The organism is Bacteroides caecimuris (genome assembly GCF_001688725.2).
Classification (GTDB): domain Bacteria; phylum Bacteroidota; class Bacteroidia; order Bacteroidales; family Bacteroidaceae; genus Bacteroides; species Bacteroides caecimuris.
In genome coordinates, this window is sequence record NZ_CP015401.2 from 4,610,057 (window position 1) to 4,631,371 (window position 21,315).

Consider the following 21,315-nt stretch of genomic DNA (forward strand, 5'->3'; position numbering starts at 1 on the left):
CTTTATATAAGGTAAGGTTGGCTGGCAAATGAGAAAAGGATGATGGCAGGCTATGAGAAATGCATTGAAATACAATGAGAAATAGGCGGATATTGAGGAGTAAAGTGGAAAAAAGTATGAGAAATGCCATTCCGGAAAAGTATTTCTCATAATCTATCTGTTTGATAGACTATGCTTTATCTGAAATCTATGAGAAATGAAAACAAAAAATCTTTTCTAGTGGCAAAGATGGAATAAGTGGTTTTGAATTTGTTTGTATGGAATAATTACAGTATATTTGTGTCATAATAACCGCCCTACACAAAAACATGCAGGACAAATTAAAATAAATAATGAGAATAACACAAATCAGAGACGACGGCAAAGTAAATACTCTGCGGACGTTAAAAATCGAACAGCTCGTAGAGCAGATGAAAGTGGAAACTAAAGCGCGACTCGTCTCCGCAATGCGGGAAGTCCTGCCTTATATACTTCCGGGTGACAAGAATGACTATGTACAGAAAGTGCCGAAGCTGCTTCCTGCAGCCGCCTTTATCCGCAAGAACGGGATAATGACAATGAGTGAGTACAACGGGATTGTGATGCTCCAGGTGAATAATCTGTCCGGGCTTATGGAAGCGGATGCGGTGAAAGAGCGTGTGAAGGAGTTGCCACAGACTTATCTTGCCTTTACCGGTTCTTCCGGAAAGTCGGTGAAGATATGGGTGCGGTTCACTTATCCCGACGACCTTCTGCCGGTTGGCCGTGAACAAGCGGAGCTTTTTCATGCGCATGCTTACCGGCTTGCCGTGAAGTTCTACCAACCTCAACTTCCTTTCGACATTGATCTGAAAGAACCTTCGTTGGAACAATATTGCCGTCTGACCTATGATCCGGACTTGTATTTCAATCCTGAAGCAATGCCTATTTATATGAAACAGCCGATGGCTATGCCGACAGAAATGACTTATCGCGAACAGGTGCAGACGGAAGCTTCACCCTTGCAACGGCTTGCGCCGGGATATGAGAGCCATCATGCGCTTTCCGTACTTTTTGAGGCTGCTTTTGCGCGTGCATTGGATGAACAACAGGACGGATATTCTCTAGGTGATGACATACATTCTTTGTTGGTTTGTCTGGCCGGGCATTGTTTTCGTGCCGGTATTCCCGAAGAGGATACGGTGCGGTGGACGCGTGCCCATTATCGCTTGCCGGAAGATGATTTCCTGATTCGCGAGACGGTGCGGAATGTGTATCGCACCAGCAAGGGATTTGCCGATAAGAGCAGTTTGCTGCCGGAACAGCTATTTGTGATGCAGATGGATGAGTTTATGAAGCGGCGTTATGAGTTCCGCTTCAACCAGTTGACTTCACAGGTAGAGTGCCGGCAACGGAATAGTTTTGATTTTTATTTTCGTCCGGTAGACAGACGGTTGATGGCAAGCATTACGATGAATGCGCAATACGAAGGGCTTAAACTGTGGGACAAAGATGTGGTACGTTATCTGAACTCGGATCGTGTGCCGCTCTATCAGCCTGTTGAGGAGTTTCTTTATGGACTTCCTCATTGGGATGGAAAGGATCATATCGGTGATCTGGCTAAACGGGTTCCTTGTGATAATCCTCATTGGGCGCAATTGTTTCGCCGTTGGTTTCTTAGCATGGTGGCTCATTGGCGCGGGATGGGTAAAAGTCATGCAAATAGCACTTCGCCTATATTGGTCGGTCCGCAGGCTTACAGGAAATCTACGTTTTGCCGTTTGATTCTTCCACCGTGTTTGCAGGCGTACTATACGGATAGTATTGATTTTAGCCGGAAACGGGATGCGGAGTTGTATTTGAACCGGTTTTTGCTGATTAATATGGATGAGTTTGACCAGATTGGTATTACTCAGCAGCCTTTTCTAAAACATATTCTGCAAAAGCCTGTTGTAAATACGAGGCGTCCGAATGCTTCGGCGGTGGAAGAGCTTCGCCGATATGCTTCTTTTATCGGAACAAGTAATCATAAGGATTTGCTGACGGATACTTCCGGTAGTCGTCGTTATCTTGGAGTTGAGGTGACGGGGGTGATTGATGTGGTCCGCCCTGTCGACTACGAACAACTTTATGCGCAGGCAATGGCGGCGCTATATCATAATGAACGTTATTGGTTTGATGAGAAGGAAGAAGCTATTATGATGGAAGCCAATCAGGAGTTCGAGCAATCACCGGTCATAGAGCAGTTGTTTCTTGTATATTATCGGGTTGCGGAAGATGACGAAGAAGGGGAATGGATGCTTGCAGCAGATATATTGCAACGGATACAAAAGGCGAGTAAAATGAAGTTCTCACCCGGACAGGTTAATTACTTCGGGCGTATCCTGCAAAGATTGGGGGTACAGTCGTACAGGAAGACGCGTGGGGTTTATTATCATGTGGTGGCTGTTTGAGTTGTATAACGCCCTAATATGAATTTAATATAAAAATACTATGGAAAATAATTTTTATGCTGATGATTGCGGAGTGCTGATAGGGCTAGTCTCTGCTCCGCCGGCTTTGGGAGAAGACGATTTTTTCAAAATGGAAATAGAGGAAGAGCTATCCAGCCACTATAAAGCGGATAGAAGGAGGTATATGCTCAAAGGAGAGTTTGATGTTTCCAATATCCTTTACACTCCAATTGGTTATAAGTCATTCGGAGAGAATAGTTTAATGTTTTTTTCTCTCTTTGATGACTTCTCTTATCCTAACCGTGTATTTCACCCTTTTCATGGAAATCGTGAAGCTAAGGATCCTAAAAAGCAATATCAAAATTATGATTATCAACTGGTGGTGGGGCTTAATACTATGTTGAGAGAAGTAGGGTGGTCCGATTCGTTGGAAAAACAATCATTGGCTTCTGTTTTTAAGCCAAAGGAGCTTTTGCAGTATCCTTTTACCTGTGTGACACGCTTCAAAGTGAACGGATGCTTTTTGTGTGGCAACGGACTGGATTTTACGGAACTAGTAAAGAAGAAAATTCACCTGCTTCATCGGACTGATGGGATGCATGTTGTTGTATTAAATGGTTTGGGCGGAGATGAACTTATCTTGATAAATTTTGCAAATACGATTAGTAAACTTTCTGAGTTTGTATATAAATGTCGAAATTTGCAAATTAGGGATTTGAATTTGCCGGGATATGGTGAGTGGTATGAGACTATATTAAAGCAGCGTGTGTCGGTTGAGAAAGATAAACGATATGTTTGGGAGGAGGCACACGTGTTTACTTCTGCATATTCTTTACCTGGATATGCGATAGGCTGTAATGAATCGACTTGTTATGATATGCAACAAGAGAAGTTTGATGTCTTGTTCTCATTTTCATGGGATATCAAGCCGGGGCATATAAAAAGTTTCTTGTCAAAATTTGGATTACTGCTCAAGGACTTAAATCTGCCGGATGGCGGCAATATATACCAGATGAGTAGTTCCGCATGGAGATATTCGATTCATTTGAAGGAGCTTGGCGAATGTGGCGTTAACCTATTTGAAATAATGAATGCGTTGCGAAATTTTGACTTGGAGAGAAGTAATACACGCAAACTGCATACGTCTATATCTGTGAATGATACAACTGCCACCATCTTGGAAGAAGTATCAAAAGAGATAAAGATTGAAGATCATCCGAATAGTCGGGTTTTGGTTGAGGAATATTTTTATGATGGTGATTTCTTGAGAAACTTAAGACGTGGTTTGGATAAGTCTAAGATTTCCAAGGTGCTGAAAGAACGGATTATGAAGATGTATCATAACTACAATGATTGTATCCAAGATCCGGTATTTTTTGTAAGTTTTATAGAGTTGAGACATTTCCTGGATTCGTTTAGTTCTGTCGTACTCAGTTATGCAAACCGTCTCACGAGCTATGCTTCGAAAGAAATGCACGAGTGGATGGATAATAGTGTGAGGGATTTTGAACATGCATACTTAAACCGTTTTCATCAAAGTAGCAGAATGCGAACGCTCTCGGATTTTAATTTAGAGTGGAACGGTGGTATTCAGCAATTGATATCTTCGATGGACTTTACCTATAAAACCTTTATGCATGTCTGTGGAATGGGGAAACTCAACAAGTTTATGTATGTATCAGGATATGAGAGGGTGCACGTGACGGATCACTCTTATCGGATTAATATGCAGCATATCACTTATCCGGAGTTGTTTGTTTCCACCATTTGGAAGGAATTGTTTAATTTTCTACTGACAGAAGGTACGAAGAAAGATAAGAAAGACTCTGTGCCGCTGAAAGAACTGTGTTCTGATAATTTTGTTTATGGCCTGAAAAATCGTGTTTCGTTACATTATGGGTTTAATAAGGAAAATGCGGTATGCAAGACATTTCTGGATTTGATAGATAATGAATATATTGTGAGTGTCATTGCCGATACATTATCTTTCTATTATGGTTATAATCAGAATTATGATAATTTTTCATATTGGTATTGGCGTCATTTAATGCAATCGTCATTATATCACGAACTTGACGGGAAATTGAATAAAGAACGTTTTATTATGTTTTTGGGACGTGTCTTGTTTATTTATGTTTTATCGGGAAAGAATGGCGATGATTTACGTTTGAAGCCATTTGATTCCTGTTTGTCGGAGTATTGGATGTTGTATTTTGAGGATGTGTATTCTGTAGTACGGATATTAGATGAAATATTGGATAAAAAGGATTTTAAACGTACAATGATTGGGTTTTCCAATAAGTTGTTTTTCACTTCCTATCCGCAAATTGTGGAGTTTATGAATGAGAAGACGGGCGGAGATAAGCAGGTGGTTATGGCAAAGATGCCGGTCCTTGTAAAGGATATTCGTGAGAAATATGTTGAAAAATTCATGGATGATTTCTCATCTAACAGGTTGCCGTTAGATAAATGTGAATTCCCCTGTAACTTTATAGGCTCTTTCCTGCCTTCGTTTTTGTGTTATTTGAAGGCTTTAAACGGGCAGGGGTGTAATACGGATGTTGCCCAAATGCTGCAGCGTGATGAAAATGGAAAACCGGATTTGGCGGCAGATGAGGCGGATTGTTATAGTAATATTCTGGTGGATTCTTTTGGGGGTACTTTTTGCATTCATGGAGAGGTGCAGAGAAAGTATTTTGCAGCGCGTTCGGTGTTTTATATGACTATCTTCCATTTTTGTGAGAAAAACATTATATCAACTATAAAAGTGGGAAAATCATGATTATCTTAAGTATAGCGGATTTACATACTCCGGCTGTTTATAAGGAAACGGTAAAAGAATGTACGCAAAGTGTTGAACTTCAAAGTACGGTTCGGTATTTTAATCGGTTTATGTCCGAGTTGATGGCAAAGGAGCCCGAATGGATTCCCGATTATTTATGTATTTGCGGAGATATTGCATCAAAAGCGAAAGGTGAGGAATATCAATTGGCTAAAGAGTTGATAAAACAGTTGGCCAAAACTTGCTGTTTGTCTGATGATTATATATTAATGGTTCCTGGGAATCATGATATGAATGTTTCCGGTATGCTTGAACAGAAAGAGCATGGTGGTTATAAACTGAAAGAAAAGGATAAGGATGCCTATCTCAGTGCCATAAATAATTTATTAGAAACGAAAAGCAAGAAACGAAAAGAGGATGATGTGAAATATATTTCGTCCATTTTTGGGGCGTATTCTGATTTTAGAAAAGAATTTATTAATGAGTCTATTCCTTATTTTACGTTTCCGCCAGAGTATATTCCCCCTGCTGTAGCTTATACTTGTGGTTACAAAGTTTTTGAGAAAAACAAGACGGTATTTGTGGAACTGAACAGCTCTTGGTTTGATTTGCCTAAACTCTCGGCTAGAAATGCTGTGCGTTTTGGGGATTTACACATTCAATGGTTGTATAATGAAATTAAAGAGATGAAGCAGCGTGGATATTATGTAGTGACGATGTTTCATCACTCTTTGAGGTATCTGGATTTAGCAGAATATCAGACTCGTGATCCGCAGTTTCCTGTGTATGATAATATTATTGATATGTCCGACTTATGCTTGTCGGGGCATGAGCATGGTTCTAAATCGAAGGAACCGGACATGTTAGGAAATACATGCCAGTATATATTGAATGGGGGATTTTACTCGCCGGACGCGCATAACAGGGTGATGGAATCATGTGCTTCATTGATTAAAATAGATCCTTATAAAGAGCAGTTGACGATTCGTAGGTTTGCTAAAGGTACTGACGGGCAATGGCATGAAGGCCGGGAAGCGAAAACTTACTCTACGCTTTCTCACTTAAAAAATGAAATCATACTTCCTTCGGCTGTTAGCCCCCAGTTGTCCAATATGCTTTTTTTCGATTCGACGGATAAGATAAAATTGTACCAGCGGATTGTATTGAGGTATTTGGGAAGTGATTATAAAATTTTAGAGACGGAAAGGGCAGGTAAGTTTAAGCTGCAAAGTACGCTTGAAGACAATATTATCCCATTGCGTTATGTTATTTTTCTTGAGATGGAACGAGCCATTCCAAATGATATTTTAAATCGTGAACCTAACGAGCAATTGATTGTTATATGTATGTGCAGGTATGAGAAGGAAACGGATAAACAGAACTATTTAAAACTGATGCGTGAATATAAGAAAGATGTCTTGAAGCAAAAAATGATATTCTTTTCTTTGTTAAGTGCTGATTTTTAGCCGTTTTGTTTTGCGTTAATGAATTTATTCATATCTTTGCACCGTGTTTTCACAATGAATATGCCTATGAAAGAAGAACTTGAAAAGGCTTTTGCCAAATTATTCCCGGACTACGAGGCTGGTCAGGAATATGCTTTTTCACATGATGAATTATCTTCTGCAGATTTTGAGCGTTATGAAGAAATTGGAGAGGTAATAGAAGCTTCGCTTAATGATACTACTGTGGTGGAAATATCAAACAAGGTATATCATTTCTTGTAATTTTATACTTACTCCATGTAAGTAAAAGCGGGGGGATGTATTCTTTATAGAAAATTACTTCTCCCCGCTTTTACTATAATTTTGGATTCTGGTGGTTATATGTTTTTCATTTCTTGAAACGTGCTTTTCAATAAATCGCGTTAATAATTAACTGAAACTACTATCTGTTAATCAGTTTTATTGTATCTTTGCGGTCTTAACTTTTTAATGGTAAATAATGAAGGAATTTCTACAACTAATGCGACGTTTCGTGTCGCCTTATAAAAAGTATATCGGCTGGGCTATTTTGCTGAATATTTTGTCTGCTGTATTTAATGTGTTTTCGTTCACTTTCTTGATTCCGATTCTGAGTATTCTGTTTAAAACAGAAGGAGCGGATAAAGTATACCATTATATGGAATGGGGCAGTGGTGATTTAGCGGAGGTTGCCAAAAATAACTTCTATTATTACATATCTCAAATGATAGTGGATAATGGACCGACTGTAGCCCTTATCTTTTTGGGATTGTTCCTGATGATAATGACATTATTCAAAACAGGTTGTTACTTCGCTTCTTCGGCAGTGATGATTCCGTTGCGTACGGGAGTTGTGCGGGATATCCGTATCATGGTGTATGCCAAGGTGATGCGTCTGCCGATGTCTTTCTTTTCGGAAGAGAGAAAGGGAGATATTATAGCTCGTATGAGTGGTGACGTGGGAGAGGTTGAAAACTCCATTACCAGTTCGTTGGACATGCTGATGAAGAGCCCGATTATGATTATCTTGTATTTCGCGACGTTGGTTGTGACCAGTTGGCAGTTGACTCTTTTTACTATCGTTGTATTGCCGGGAATGGGTTGGCTGATGGGAGTAGTCGGAAGAAAACTGAAACGCCAGTCATTGGAGGCACAGTCAAAATGGAGTGATACGATGTCGCAACTGGAAGAGACATTGGGAGGGTTGCGCATTATCAAAGCTTTCATCGCGGAAGATAAAATGATTAACCGCTTCACCAAATGCAGTAACGAGCTTCGTGATGCAACCAACAGAGTTGCTATACGTCAGGCTATGGCACATCCGATGAGCGAGTTCTTGGGAACCATTCTGATTGTAGCCGTACTGTGGTTTGGGGGTACATTGATTTTGGGACAGAATGCAACTATCGATGCTCCTACATTCATTTTCTATATGGTGATTCTGTATAGTGTAATCAATCCGCTGAAAGACTTTGCTAAAGCGGGATACAACATTCCGAAAGGTTTGGCTTCTATGGAACGCGTGGATAAAATCCTGAAAGCAGAAAATAAGATTAAGGAAATTCCGAATCCGAAACCGCTGAAAGGCTTGAACGATAGAATAGAATTTAAAGATATTTCTTTCAGCTATGATGGTAAGAGAGAGGTACTGAAACATGTAAATCTGACAGTTCCCAAAGGAAAAACGATTGCACTGGTTGGACAGTCAGGTTCCGGTAAATCTACCTTAGTCGATTTGTTGCCACGTTACCACGATGTACAGGAAGGAGATATTACCATTGACGGAACGAGCATCCGCGACGTGCGTATTGCCGATTTACGCAGTCTGATTGGTAATGTAAACCAGGAAGCTATTCTGTTCAATGATACATTCTTCAATAACATTGCTTTCGGTGTGGAGAATGCGACAATGGAACAAGTGATAGAAGCAGCGAAGATTGCCAATGCACATGATTTCATCATGGAGAAACCGGAAGGATATAATATGAATATCGGCGACCGTGGTGGTAAATTGTCCGGTGGTCAGCGCCAGCGTATCAGTATCGCCCGTGCCATTTTGAAGAATCCTCCGATTCTGATTCTCGATGAGGCTACTTCTGCATTGGATACCGAATCAGAACGCCTCGTGCAGGAAGCGTTGGAACGTTTGATGAAAACACGTACGACGATTGCTATTGCCCACCGCCTTTCTACTATCAAGAATGCGGATGAAATCTGCGTCCTGTACGAAGGAGAGATTGTAGAACGTGGTAAGCATGAGGATCTTATAGAATTAAACGGCTATTACAAACGCCTGCATGATATGCAACAGCTGTAATGCGGCAATTGTAATCTTATGATTGAAATGTATGTTCTTCTATTTTCTGCCGAAGTCGGCCGGAATTTCTCCCCATTCTTTCGTTTCCCATTTCAGGATGCGAGTGGTATACGTATTTCCCTGCAACCATTTTTCTGCCCGTTCGATCAATAAAAACAGTTCTTCCGTTTCCGGAGTGCGGGGGAGCTTGGTTTTGCACTTCTTTTGCCGTACCCAGCTGATTGCATTGGCGCTGTCGCTGTAAATAGGCATGTCGAAACCTTTGTTCTTCAACAACGCTAATCCGTGTACGATGGCTAGAAACTCGCCGATATTGTTCGTGCCTTTCATCGGGCCGAAATGAAAAATTTCCTGCCGGCTGGCAATGTGTACTCCACGATACTCCATCGGTCCCGGATTGCCGCTGCAGGCTGCGTCGACTGCCAGGCTGTTGTCGATCACGCAAGAGGGTAAAGTATCTGACGAAGGTTTGGAACCTCCTGACTTAGACTTTGCATTTTTACCGATATAAGCATAAGGAGACATTGCCAACGCGCGTTCCGCTTCTTCGCGCGTATCGAATGATTTGTATTTGGCAGCTTCGTATCCTTTTATTTGAAGCTGGCAGTCTGTCCAGGAAGTGTAAATCCCAGGTGTGACACCTTCCCATACGACATAAAATTTTTGTTTTGCCATTTTTCTGACGATAAATTTAAATAGTCAATGAATTGACGCTGCGAAGGTACAAATATATTCTCTAACTGAACAAGAAAGGTAGGGACTACTTATGGTAAAATAGAGAAATTCATAATTGATAACTAATAATTATCCGTTATCCATTATCTATTATCTATTAAATGACTAATTTTGTGAGCAAAATTAGTCATTTATGGTTCGTATTTTCCTTACCGGCTATATGGGTGCCGGAAAAACGACGCTGGGTAAAGCATTTGCCCGGCGGATGGATATATCGTTCATTGATCTGGACTGGTATATCGAAGAGCGTTTTCACAAAACTGTTGGAGAATTATTCACTGAACGAGGCGAAACAGGATTCAGGGAACTGGAGCGGAATATGCTTCATGAAGTAGCCGAGTTTGAGAATGTGGTTATCTCGACGGGAGGTGGAACGCCTTGTTTTTTTGATAATATGGACTTTATGAACCAGACCGGAAAGACGGTTTTTCTTGATGTGTATCCGGATGTGCTGTTCAGACGCTTGCGTGTGGCTAAACAGCAACGCCCTATTCTTCAGGGGAAAGAGGATGACGAACTGAAAGTGTTCATCGTTCAGGCGCTTGAGAAGCGTGCTCCTTTCTATCATCAGGCACAATATGTCTTTAATGCAGACGAATTGGAAGACCGTTGGCAGATTGAAACATCGGTACAACGCTTGCAACAACTTCTTGGATTATAAAAATAGGTACAAATTACGCGGATTTTACGGCTTCTCTAAATGTTTGTATGATAGAGAACTAGTGTAATCTGCATCATCTGTGCCTGAATCGTATATCAGACTTTATCTTTTTTGATTCTCTTTTTTTTGTTCATTCGGTCAATATTTGTACCTTGCACTCGTTATGAGATTTTTTATTGACTAATAACACAAAATTAAGGTAAAGTCTATATCATGAAAACTTTAAGAGAGAAATTTGGGGAGTTATCCGCTAGAATAAAAGCGTCGGGACAGCCAGCAAGGGTATGGTTTCCGCAGTATACACCAGCCTCATTATTAAATGCGGAAAATTGGTGGGAAGCATTGGCCGTGTGTGAATATGCTTTGGATACAAAAGAAGACGAAAAATTAACAGAAGATTTTTTCGAACTGATATTCAGTGCTTTTGATTGTAATGTAGAGGTCGATCTCGATGCGGAAGAATATGAATTCTGGTGGGAAAAGGTAATGCAGGTATGCGACCGTGTAGCTGTGTTTAGCGGTGCGGGATGGGCACAGAAGGGTGCGCAATATTCCGAGGCCCGTTATGGAAAGCGGGATATGAGTTATTTGTTTCCGTACTACGAGAAGGCTGCCGATATGGGTTGGGCTGAGGCGGAAGCAACTGTTGCCTATTGGCGATACATGGGATTCTATTGCGAACAAGATAAAGAGGAGGGCGAACGACGTTTTGCCGCTCTGACTTCTCCCGAAGCTATTTTATGGGGAAAACATTATCGTGCTTTTGTCGAAGAATTTACAGGCGATAAAGCGAAGGCGTTGCAGATACGGAATGAACTGCTTGCCGAACTGCCTGCCGGAGAACGTTTGCGCGCTCATGTATATGCAGCGCTGGGAGACGCACTCGACAGGGCGGAAGGCAGTGTGGCAGAGGAAGCTGCTTACTACGAAAAGTCTCTGGAGATAGTTTCCAATCTTTATACTCTTAAGAATCTGGCTACGCTTTATTTCCGTTATCCGGAACTGAATAAACCGAAAGAACTGGGCTTTGAACTTTGGGAAAAGGCTTGGCATGCCGGTGTGTGGTCTGCCGCCAACTTCCTGGGATATAATTATCAGGAAGAAGAATGGCTGGATATGCCGAAAGCTATTGAATGGCTGGAAAAGGGGATGCTTTATTGTGAATCTTACAGTGCGTATGAACTGGCGCTGATCTACCTGTATAATGATGAATATAAGGACGTGGAACGTGGACTGATGTGTCTGAACCGTTGCGTGGAAGATGACTATATACAGGGTATCGAAGGATTGGCTAATGTCTATTTCAATGGTGAATTGGTGGAAGAGGACATGAATCGTGCGAAAGAATTGCTGGAGAAGGCTATTGAGCTGGGTTCGGGAAATGCTGCTTATCGTTTGGGTTGGATGTATGAACGTGGCTTCTTGTCTGAAGAACCGGATTATGTGAAGGCATTAGAGTGTTACGAAAAAGCAGCTTCGCTGAACAATGCCGACGGATATTGTCAAATGGCGATTTACCTGGCTAATGGATATAGCGGTGTGAAAGATGCCGAGAAGTCAAGAGAATGTTATGAAAAAGCAGCCGAAATGGGTTCCTGCTTTGCTCTTGTAGAACTGGCGTTCTTGTATGAGAATGGCGATGGAGTGGAGAAGAACTATGAAAAATCATTTGAACTGATTAGTAAGGCTGCGGCACAAGGGTATCCTTATGCGATGTTCCGTTTGGGTCTTTACATGGAAAGGGGTGTTCTTGGCGAAGCACAACCGGAAGAGGCGTTCGCTTGGTATACAAAGGCGGCTGAAGCGGATGATAATGATGCGATCTTCGCCCTAGGACGCTGCTACAGAGAAGGAATCGGAACGGCAGAAGACTGGGATAAGGCGCTCGAATGGTTTGGCAAAGGGGCGGAGAAGGAAGAGCCCCATTGTTTGACAGAGCTGGGTCTGGCTTATGAGAATGGCAATGGCGTGGAAAAAAATCTGCAAAAGGCTGTGGAGTATATGATGAAAGCTGCAGAGCAAGGTTATGGTTATGCCCAGCTTAAGATGGGAGACTATTATTTCTTTGGTTGCGGTCCCTGTCTGGAAGACAATAAAAAGGCTGTGGAATGGTATGAGAAGGCTGTGGCCAACGGAGTTCCAATGGCTATGTTGCGTATGGGTGAGTATTACCTGTATGATTATGACAGTCTGAACGAATCGGAAAAGGCTTTTGCCTATTTCAAGAACGCTGCCGAATACAAGTGGTATAGCGAAGGATTAGGTATCTGTTATGAAATGGGTATCGGGGTGGAAGATAATGAAACGGAAGCTTTTAAATATTATACGCTGGCGGCGGATAGTGGAAATACGACGAGTATGTATCGTACCGGACTTTGCTATTACAACGGAGTAGGCGTGAAACAGAACTATGCCGAAGCTTACCGTTGGTTTACGGATGCGGCAGGGAATGAAAATATTGCTGCGACTTATTATCTTGGTAAGATGATGATGTATGGCGAAGGTTGTACTCCTGATCCGGAAGCTGCGGTGCAATGGCTGTTGAAAGCTGCCGAAAAAAATAGCGACAAAGCGCAATTTGAACTTGGAAATGCCTATCTGATGGGAAAAGGCGTGGAAGAAAACGATGAAATTGCAATGGAGTGGTTCGAAAAGGCCGCAGAGAATGGCAATGAGAAAGCTCTTAAAATTACCGGAAGGAGGAGAAAGTAAAAGAGGAACATGGAAAAAGAAGGGAATAATCTGTTTCAGGTCAATCTTAAAGGTATGATTGCTCTGTTATCGGAGCATATTTATAGTAACCCGAATACTTTTGTTCGCGAACTGTTGCAGAATTGCGTAGATGCCATCACGGCACTACGCAATATCGACGAGAATTATAAAGGACGGATTGATGTCTTTCTGAATGAGGACAAAACAGTGGTGTTCAGGGATAATGGAGTCGGACTGAAAGAGGAGGAAGTTTATCGTTTTCTGACGGTTATCGGAGAGAGTTCAAAACGGGATACGCCCGATGCGGACGATTTTATCGGAAGGTTCGGTATCGGATTGTTGTCTTGTTTTGTGGTGACTAATGAAATCACCGTGGAGAGTCGTTCGGCAATGGGTGGACAGCCTGTTTGTTGGTGTGGCAAAGTGGATGGGACGTATCAGCTGACTCTATTGGATGAAGAGCGGCCTATCGGGTCGCAGGTGTTGTTGCATCCGAAAGGAGACTGGATGCATCTTTTTGAATATGAAACGTTTAAGAAGATGCTGGTTGGTTATGGAGAAGTGCTGCCATATCCTATCTATCTGCATTATCAGGGGGAAGAGGAGTTGGTAAATACGCCTTCGCCCGTATGGCTTGACCCGAAGGCGACTCGTAAGGAATTGCTGGATTATGGGGCGAAAGTATTTCAGTCGTCTGCTCTTGATGCTTTCCGGATTTATACTGAAAGTGGTAAGGTAGAAGGAGTGCTTTATGTTTTACCTTTCCGCACACAATTTTCAGTACGCAATTCTCATAAGGTATATCTCAAACGTATGCTGTTGAGTGAGGACGATTGTAATCTGTTGCCACCGTGGGCTTTCTTTATCCGTTGTCTGGTGAATGCGGACGGATTGCTGTCTACTGCTTCCCGCGAATCTTTGGTGAGCAATGACCAGTTGAAGGATGCACGGAAAGAGATCGGGATAGCTATCAAGGATTATCTGCGGGGATTGGTGCAGGATGACCGAGCCATGTTCAACCGGATCTTGGAGGTTCACCACTTCCATATCAAGGCGATTGCTTCAGAAGACAATGAGCTGCTCCGTTTATTTATGGATTACCTTCCCTTTGAAACCAATAAGGGGCTTCGTGGTTTTGGAAGTATTCGTTCGGCAAGCAATGTGATATGCTATACCAAGAATCTGGAAGATTTCCGTCAGGTGCGCCGTATAGCCGGAGCGCAAGGATGGTTGGTGGTGAATGCTGCTTACACCTTTGATGAAACGTTGTTGAAAAAGTATGTCCGTCTGAATCCGGAACTTACGTTGGATGAAATATCTCCTTCACGGTTGCTGGAACAGTTTGGCGAAGTGGAGGCGAATAAAGAGTTTCAGGCTTTTGAAATGAAAGCGAACGGGTTGTTGAAACGGTTTGGCTGTGTCTGCCGTCTGAAACATTTTACCCCGGTGGATATTCCGGTGATCTTTGTGGCGGAGGAAAAGGAGAATGTAGCTAAAAGTGCCAATAATCCGTTGGCGGCTGTATTGGGGGCTGTGAATACTGCCAAGCAGATTCCACCGACACTCACTTTTAATGCGGATAACGAAATGGTGCAGACTTTATTGCAGATACAGGGAGACAATAAACTGTTTCAGCAGGTGGTGCATATATTGTATGTACAGTCGCTTCTGCAAGGTAAATATCCGGTGAACAGTGAAGAAATGGAGCTTTTCAATCGTTCGCTTAGCGAACTGATGACTTCGAAAATGAATGATTTTATAAATTTCCTGAATTAAAAATAGAGTATGAGATACACACTTGAAATCCAGAAACTGCTGTTGCAGACACAGAATGACAGTCTCCATCCGCGTGAAAAAGCGAATCTATTGAAAGAAGCTATCCGCATTGCTGATGAGAACGAAGATGTGGAATGGGCTACGGAGTTGAGACTGGATCTTATCTATGAACTGAATCTTCTTTCGGCAGATGCGGAAGAGATTACCGTGTTCTCTAAAATCCTGGATGATTACGAGAATCACAAGGATGTAATCAAAGAAGATGACTTGTTGTGGAAATATAAATGGATCTGGGGTTGTACGTTCGATCTGCCGGAAATCCCGATGGAACAGGTGAAAGCGATCGGTGAGGATTATAAAACCCGTATTCTCCGGAATGGATATTCTTTGCGGAGTTATTATCACCGCTGGTCTGTGGAATGTGTTTGGATGCGCCAGTATAACAAGGCTAAAGAATACATTGATAAGATGCTGAATGAAAAGATAGACGGTCAGTCGTGTGAGGCTTGCGAACTGAATTTTATGCTGGATTATTATTTGGAAACAGGGCAGTTTGATGAGGCTTACAGCCGGGCGCAGCCATTGATTAATAAGCAGGTCACCTGTTATGAAGCCAATTTGCGGGCTTACTTGAAGCTCTCTTACTATGCACAGAAAGCTGGCAGACCGGAGGTTGCCGCCGATATGTGTGCACGTGCCGAAGAAGCATTGCAGGGAAGAGAAAAGGATGAATATCTTTTGCTCTACTTAGGATTATTCATTGCTTATTATATGATGACGAAGCCGGAAAGAGGCTGGGAGTATGCCGAGCGGTGTATCGGGTGGAGCTTGCGTACGAATACATTGAAAAAATATCGTTTCTCTTGCGATATGGTAGAGGCCTTGAAGTATGAGACCCGTCCGGAAGTCTCTTTGTCGTTGCCGGAGGAATTTCCTCTTTATCGTCCGAATGGAATTTATCAGATCAGCGAGCTTCGCAATTATTTCTATCAGCAGGCGGAAGAGCTGGCACTTCGCTATGACGCCCGCAACGGAAATCATGGTTATATGGACCGTTTGAAACAATTAATGTCCAATTAATTGCCAACATGTAGATTAATCCGTATTTTTGCCGTCCAATTATTTACTAAAAATACTGAATAACAGAAAATGAGAAAGTGGCGTATTGAAGATTCTGAGGAACTCTACAACATCACAGGTTGGGGTACCTCGTACTTTGGTATTAATGACAAAGGTCATGTCGTTGTTACACCTCGTAAAGATGGAGTATCCGTTGATTTGAAAGAACTGGTCGATGAGTTACAATTGCGTGATGTGGCATCTCCCATGCTGGTGCGTTTCCCGGATATTTTGGACAACCGTATTGAAAAGATGTCGTCCTGCTTTAAGCAGGCAGCCGAGGAGTATGGTTATAAAGCCCAGAATTTTATAATCTATCCGATTAAAGTCAACCAGATGCGCCCTGTGGTAGAAGAGATTATCAGCCACGGAAAGAAGTTCAATCTCGGATTGGAAGCCGGATCTAAACCGGAACTCCATGCGGTGATTGCGGTCAATACGGATTCTGACTCATTGATTGTTTGCAACGGATATAAGGACGAAAGTTATATTGAACTGGCTCTGCTTGCCCAAAAGATGGGTAAACGTATCTTTCTGGTTGTGGAGAAGTTGAATGAGCTAAAGCTGATAGCAAAAATGGCAAAGCAGCTGAATGTGCAGCCTAACATCGGTATACGTATCAAGCTCGCTTCTTCCGGTAGCGGAAAGTGGGAAGAGTCGGGAGGAGATGCCAGCAAGTTCGGCTTGACTTCCAGCGAACTTCTCGAAGCACTCGACTTCCTGGAGAGTAAAGGCTTGAAAGATTGTCTGAAGCTGATTCATTTCCATATCGGTAGTCAGGTGACGAAGATCCGTCGTATCAAAACGGCTTTGCGTGAGGCTTCACAATTCTACGTGCAGCTCCATTCAATGGGCTTTAAGGTGGAGTTTGTTGATATTGGCGGTGGATTGGGAGTGGATTATGACGGAACCCGTTCGTCCAATAGCGAAGGTAGCGTAAACTATTCCATTCAGGAATATGTAAACGACTCTATCTCTACGCTGGTAGACGTGAGCGATAAAAATGGTATCCCGCACCCGAATATCATAACGGAAAGTGGACGTGCATTGACGGCTCACCATTCTGTTCTTATCTTTGAAGTTCTTGAAACCGCTACTTTACCCGAATGGGATGACGAGGAGGAAATTACTCCGGATGCACACGAATTGGTGCAGGAGTTATATGGAATCTGGGATTCGTTGAATCAGAACAAGATGTTGGAAGCATGGCATGATGCGCAGCAGATCAGGGAGGAAGCGCTGGACTTGTTCAGTCATGGAATCGTGGATCTGAAAACCCGTGCACAAATCGAACGCCTGTATTGGTCTATTACACGTGAGATTAATCAGATTGCCGGCGGTTTGAAGCATGCGCCCGATGAATTCCGCGGACTGTCCAAACTGCTTGCAGATAAATATTTCTGTAACTTCTCGCTCTTTCAGTCACTTCCTGACTCTTGGGCGATTGACCAGATATTCCCGATTATGCCTATTCAGCGATTGGATGAAAAACCGGAGCGTTCGGCTACTTTACAAGATATTACCTGCGACTCGGATGGTAAAATTGCCAACTTTATCTCTACCCGTAACGTGGCTCATTATCTGCCTGTACATGCACTGAAGAAAACAGAACCTTATTATGTGGCTGTATTCCTGGTGGGAGCTTATCAGGAGATTTTAGGAGATATGCATAATTTGTTCGGTGATACGAATGCCGTGCATGTTGCGGTGAACGAGAAAGGATATAATATCGAACAGATTATCGACGGAGAAACGGTAGCGGAGGTATTGGACTATGTGCAGTATAATCCGAAGAAGCTGGTACGTACGCTCGAAACTTGGGTGACGAAATCGGTGAAAGAAGGAAAGATTTCTTTGGAAGAAGGAAAAGAATTCCTTTCCAACTATCGTTCGGGGCTTTACGGATATACTTATTTGGAATAACCGGCAAGGTGCCGGAACCGGATTTTCTATTCGGTGAACTTATTAGAAATCAAGTAATGAGAGAAAAACTAACAGTTATTAAGGTGGGTGGCAAAATCGTAGAAGAGGAAGCCACCCTTCTTCAGTTGTTAAATGACTTTGCCGCTATCGACGGACATAAAGTGTTGGTTCATGGCGGTGGTCGTTCGGCAACAAAAATTGCCGCACAGCTGGGTATTGAAAGCAAAATGGTAAATGGTCGTCGGATTACTGATGCCGAAACATTGAAAGTCGTAACGATGGTGTACGGCGGATTGGTGAATAAAAACATTGTGGCAGGTCTGCAAGCACGCGGAATCAATGCGCTCGGATTGACCGGGGCGGATATGAATGTAATCCGTTCGGTGAAACGTCCGGTGAAAGACGTAGACTACGGTTTCGTGGGGGATGTGGAACAGGTGGATGCCACTTTGTTGTCGGATTTGATACATAAAGGCGTTGTTCCGGTGATGGCTCCATTGACGCACGACGGTCATGGCAATATGCTGAATACGAATGCAGATACCATTGCCGGGGAAACAGCAAAGGCGTTGGCGGCTCTGTTTGATGTGACGTTGGTGTATTGCTTCGAGAAAAAAGGCGTGTTGCGTGACGAGAATGATGACGACAGTGTGATTCCTCAAATCACTCGTGCCGAATTTGAACAATATGTAGCCGATGGCGTTATTCAAGGAGGTATGATTCCCAAATTGGAGAATTCTTTTGAAGCAATAAATGCAGGAGTTTCTGAAGTGGTAATCACCTTAGCGTCAGCAATTAACGACTCTGGAGGAACGAGAATAAGAAAATAATTCAAAAAAAAGTAGTGGGCGACTGTAACTTTTCATGTCCTAGCCCGTCATTATTATAGAGATGCAAGAAATCAGCTTCCGAAACGATATTTTGCCGTTGAAGGATAAACTCTTTCGATTGGCTCTCAGAATCACCTTGGATAGGGTAGAAGCCGAGGATGTCGTTCAGGACACCATGATAAGAGTGTGGAACAAGCGTGATGAGTGGTCTCAATTTGAATCGGTTGAAGCCTATTGCCTGACAGTGGCAAAGAACTTGGCGATAGACCGGAGTCAAAAGAAAGAAGCTCAACATGTGGAACTCACTCCCGAAATGGAGGAAGCACCTGATGCAAACAGTCCGTATGACCAGATGATTCATGATGAAAGAATGAACATCATTAATAGACTGGTAAACGAACTTCCCGAAAAACAGCGGCTTATCATGCAACTGAGGGATATTGAAGGTGAAAGCTATAAAAAAATTGCAACTTTGCTGAATCTGACAGAGGAGCAAGTCAAAGTGAATCTCTTCAGAGCCAGGCAAAAAGTAAAACAAAGGTATCTAGAAATTGACGAATATGGATTATAAGGATATAGAACAGCTCCTCGAGCGATACTGGCAATGCGAAACTTCCGTTGAGGAGGAAGCAACATTGCGCGACTTCTTCGTAAAGGAAGAAGTTCCGGCTCATTTGCTTCGCTATAAAAACCTGTTTGTTTATCAGCAGGTTCAGCAGGAAGTAGGACTGGGCGAAGACTTTGACGCACGTATTCTGGCAGAGGTGGAGCCTACGGTAGTAAAAGCGAAACGTTTGACACTGACCGGTCGTTTTATTCCTTTGTTCAAGGCCGCTGCCGTAATTGCAATCATCCTTTCTTTGGGGAATGTGGCACAACATTCTTTCTCTGGAGATGATGGAAGTGTATTGGCAACGGATACCATTGGTAAACAAGTAACTGCACCGTCGGTCGCTATCTCAAATGATGTGAAAGCGGAACAGGTCCTGGCGGATAGCCTGGCGAAGATCAACCACAAGGTGCAAGTTATAAACGAATAGACATTTTCATTTGCTTTAAACATATAATATAGTTAGTGTGCTTAATTAAAACAACAATGAAAGCGAAACTGTGAAGTTTTCAATTCTCTCAAATTTTTATAATGAAACTAACTAAATAAATGGGCTACCGCGCGATGCAGTAGCCCTTTTATGTTTTTAGTTGCATCTTCGATGAAGTTTTTCATTAAAATCTTCTTTTTTATTACTTTTGTGGCTGTTGATAGGAGGATTATAATGGATAAGACTATAGAAGATGATGAGTTAGGGCGTTTGGTGGTACGTGTCAATTCACGTGCGAGAAATCTTGTGTTTCGTACGAAGAGTGATGCTGTTTATGTTTCAGTTCCTCCCGGCACTACATTGAAAGAAGTGAAACAGGCCATCGAGAACCTGCGTGGAAAACTTCTAGCTTCCCGGCAACAAATCACTCGCCCGTTGATTGATTTGAATTATAAGATTGATGCGGAACATTTTAAACTGTCCTTGGTGTCCGGCGAGAAAGATCAGTTTCTGGCTAATTCCCGTCTGGGGGTGATGGAGATTGTTTGTCCGCCTCGTGCCGATTTTACAGATGAGAAACTGCAAAGCTGGTTGCATAAGGTTATTGAAGAATCGTTGAGACGAAATGCCAAAAGTATTCTGCCTTCACGTTTGGCCTTCTTGTCCAAGCAATGCGGATTGCCTTATTCGAGTGTGAAAATAAACTCCAGCCAGGGCAGATGGGGGAGTTGTTCGGCACGAAAAGCTATTAATTTATCCTATTATCTGGTTTTACTGCCTTCTCATTTGATAGACTACGTGTTGTTGCACGAATTATGTCATACCCGTGAGATGAATCATAGCGAACGGTTCTGGGCGTTGCTCAATCAATTTACAGAAGGAAAAGCATTGGCCTTGCGGGGAGAATTGAGAAAGTACCGTACGGAAATCTAAATCTTATACATTTCTGATGATGGTTCGTTATGATACGTAATAGGGGGATATGTCTTTATTGTTTGGCTAATTGTTTAATCCCGTCCGATTCTTTTTCAAACTGATAAGTTCCTCCTTTTTCGCTAAGGTCAAACGTAGAGACTAATTCTGTGTTATTGTCTACGATCAATAAAGCGCTTTGTTCTGCAAAACGTCCTACTTCTACTGTGTAAGGCTCTTCTGATATGGCTTTATTCGAAATGAGACTATCGTTGACAAACAAAGAAATCGAATCTCCGGCAAAACCTTTTACCAGACTGATTGTGTAACTTTCAATGAAATGACGTTCTTCCTGCTTTTCCCGTTGTAGCCGCATACTCATGTATACGAAAATAACCACGACAAAAATGACGGCAAAAGCAAGAATGCCGTTACCTACCATAAACTGTTTATTAGTGTTGAGACGATGTGCCATAGTCGTTATTTTTTAAATTGCGGCGTAAAGATACGAATATAGCACTGTTAATTCATACTTTTTTTCTTTAATGTTTTGTAGTCGAACAGATTATTTATATCTTTGCAACCGGAAACGGATGAAAGGTGGAGGGGCAATTAAGCTCCTTTTTTTGTTCTT

At 42.4% G+C, this 21,315-nt stretch carries 16 protein-coding genes; 14 read left to right on the top strand and 2 right to left on the bottom strand.

Annotated elements, in window-relative coordinates:
* The first annotated feature begins 332 nt into the window (after window positions 1–332).
* The 5 genes from A4V03_RS19735 (at window position 333) to A4V03_RS19755 (ending at window position 8,973) form a co-directional block, all read left to right on the top strand.
* On the top strand, window positions 333–2,411 hold the full coding sequence (locus A4V03_RS19735; protein WP_065540077.1) for a BT4734/BF3469 family protein: 2,079 nt from the start codon (window positions 333–335) through the stop codon (window positions 2,409–2,411).
* Window positions 2,412–2,451: 40 nt separating this feature from the next.
* The gene (locus tag A4V03_RS19740; RefSeq protein ID WP_065540078.1) at window positions 2,452–5,193 is read left to right on the top strand and encodes a hypothetical protein; all 2,742 of its coding nucleotides are present in this window, start codon (window positions 2,452–2,454) and stop codon (window positions 5,191–5,193) included.
* Window positions 5,190–6,659, top strand: coding sequence for a metallophosphoesterase (locus A4V03_RS19745; protein WP_065540079.1), 1,470 nt, complete (start codon window positions 5,190–5,192; stop codon window positions 6,657–6,659). The genes A4V03_RS19740 and A4V03_RS19745 overlap by 4 nt, the downstream gene beginning before the upstream one ends.
* 66 nt (window positions 6,660–6,725) lie before the next feature.
* Window positions 6,726–6,920 carry a hypothetical protein gene (locus A4V03_RS19750; RefSeq protein ID WP_141243578.1) on the top strand — a complete coding sequence of 65 codons (195 nt, stop codon included), beginning with the start codon at window positions 6,726–6,728 and terminating at the stop codon, window positions 6,918–6,920.
* 217 nt (window positions 6,921–7,137) lie between these two features.
* A complete protein-coding gene (locus A4V03_RS19755) occupies window positions 7,138–8,973 on the top strand; it encodes an ABC transporter ATP-binding protein (RefSeq protein ID WP_065540081.1) in 1,836 nt (611 codons plus the stop codon).
* 39 nt (window positions 8,974–9,012) lie between these two features.
* On the opposite strand, the gene A4V03_RS19760 is transcribed toward A4V03_RS19755, so the two are convergent.
* Window positions 9,013–9,648, bottom strand: a complete 636-nt coding sequence (locus tag A4V03_RS19760; RefSeq protein ID WP_065540082.1) for a ribonuclease H1 domain-containing protein — start codon at window positions 9,646–9,648, stop codon at window positions 9,013–9,015.
* A 193-nt stretch (window positions 9,649–9,841) separates the two neighbouring features.
* Between A4V03_RS19760 and A4V03_RS19765 the strand changes: the two genes are divergently transcribed.
* The 9 genes from A4V03_RS19765 to A4V03_RS19805 all read left to right on the top strand — a co-directional run bounded on the left by A4V03_RS19765 (window position 9,842) and on the right by A4V03_RS19805 (window position 20,702).
* The gene (locus A4V03_RS19765) at window positions 9,842–10,369 is read left to right on the top strand and encodes a shikimate kinase (protein WP_065540083.1); all 528 of its coding nucleotides are present in this window, start codon (window positions 9,842–9,844) and stop codon (window positions 10,367–10,369) included.
* A gap of 213 nt (window positions 10,370–10,582) precedes the next feature.
* Window positions 10,583–13,081 (top strand): tetratricopeptide repeat protein, encoded by a 2,499-nt coding sequence (locus A4V03_RS19770; RefSeq protein ID WP_065540084.1) that lies wholly within the window; start codon window positions 10,583–10,585, stop codon window positions 13,079–13,081.
* Window positions 13,082–13,090: 9 nt separating this feature from the next.
* Complete coding sequence (locus A4V03_RS19775; protein ID WP_065540085.1) at window positions 13,091–14,857, top strand: HSP90 family protein; 1,767 nt, start codon at window positions 13,091–13,093, stop codon at window positions 14,855–14,857.
* A gap of 9 nt (window positions 14,858–14,866) precedes the next feature.
* On the top strand, window positions 14,867–15,937 hold the full coding sequence (locus tag A4V03_RS19780; RefSeq protein ID WP_065540086.1) for a hypothetical protein: 1,071 nt from the start codon (window positions 14,867–14,869) through the stop codon (window positions 15,935–15,937).
* 69 nt (window positions 15,938–16,006) lie between these two features.
* A complete protein-coding gene (gene speA / locus A4V03_RS19785; protein ID WP_065540087.1) occupies window positions 16,007–17,899 on the top strand; it encodes a biosynthetic arginine decarboxylase in 1,893 nt (630 codons plus the stop codon).
* Window positions 17,900–17,955: 56 nt separating this feature from the next.
* Window positions 17,956–18,729 (top strand): acetylglutamate kinase, encoded by a 774-nt coding sequence (argB, locus tag A4V03_RS19790; protein ID WP_065540518.1) that lies wholly within the window; start codon window positions 17,956–17,958, stop codon window positions 18,727–18,729.
* Window positions 18,730–18,790: 61 nt separating this feature from the next.
* Window positions 18,791–19,300 (top strand): RNA polymerase sigma factor, encoded by a 510-nt coding sequence (locus A4V03_RS19795; RefSeq protein ID WP_065540088.1) that lies wholly within the window; start codon window positions 18,791–18,793, stop codon window positions 19,298–19,300.
* On the top strand, window positions 19,290–19,769 hold the full coding sequence (locus A4V03_RS19800) for a hypothetical protein (protein ID WP_065540089.1): 480 nt from the start codon (window positions 19,290–19,292) through the stop codon (window positions 19,767–19,769). The genes A4V03_RS19795 and A4V03_RS19800 overlap by 11 nt, the downstream gene beginning before the upstream one ends.
* A gap of 234 nt (window positions 19,770–20,003) precedes the next feature.
* Window positions 20,004–20,702 carry a YgjP family zinc-dependent metalloprotease gene (locus tag A4V03_RS19805; protein WP_065540090.1) on the top strand — a complete coding sequence of 233 codons (699 nt, stop codon included), beginning with the start codon at window positions 20,004–20,006 and terminating at the stop codon, window positions 20,700–20,702.
* A gap of 55 nt (window positions 20,703–20,757) precedes the next feature.
* On the opposite strand, the gene A4V03_RS19810 is transcribed toward A4V03_RS19805, so the two are convergent.
* Complete coding sequence (locus A4V03_RS19810) at window positions 20,758–21,156, bottom strand: hypothetical protein (protein WP_065540091.1); 399 nt, start codon at window positions 21,154–21,156, stop codon at window positions 20,758–20,760.
* Window positions 21,157–21,315 lie beyond the last annotated feature (159 nt).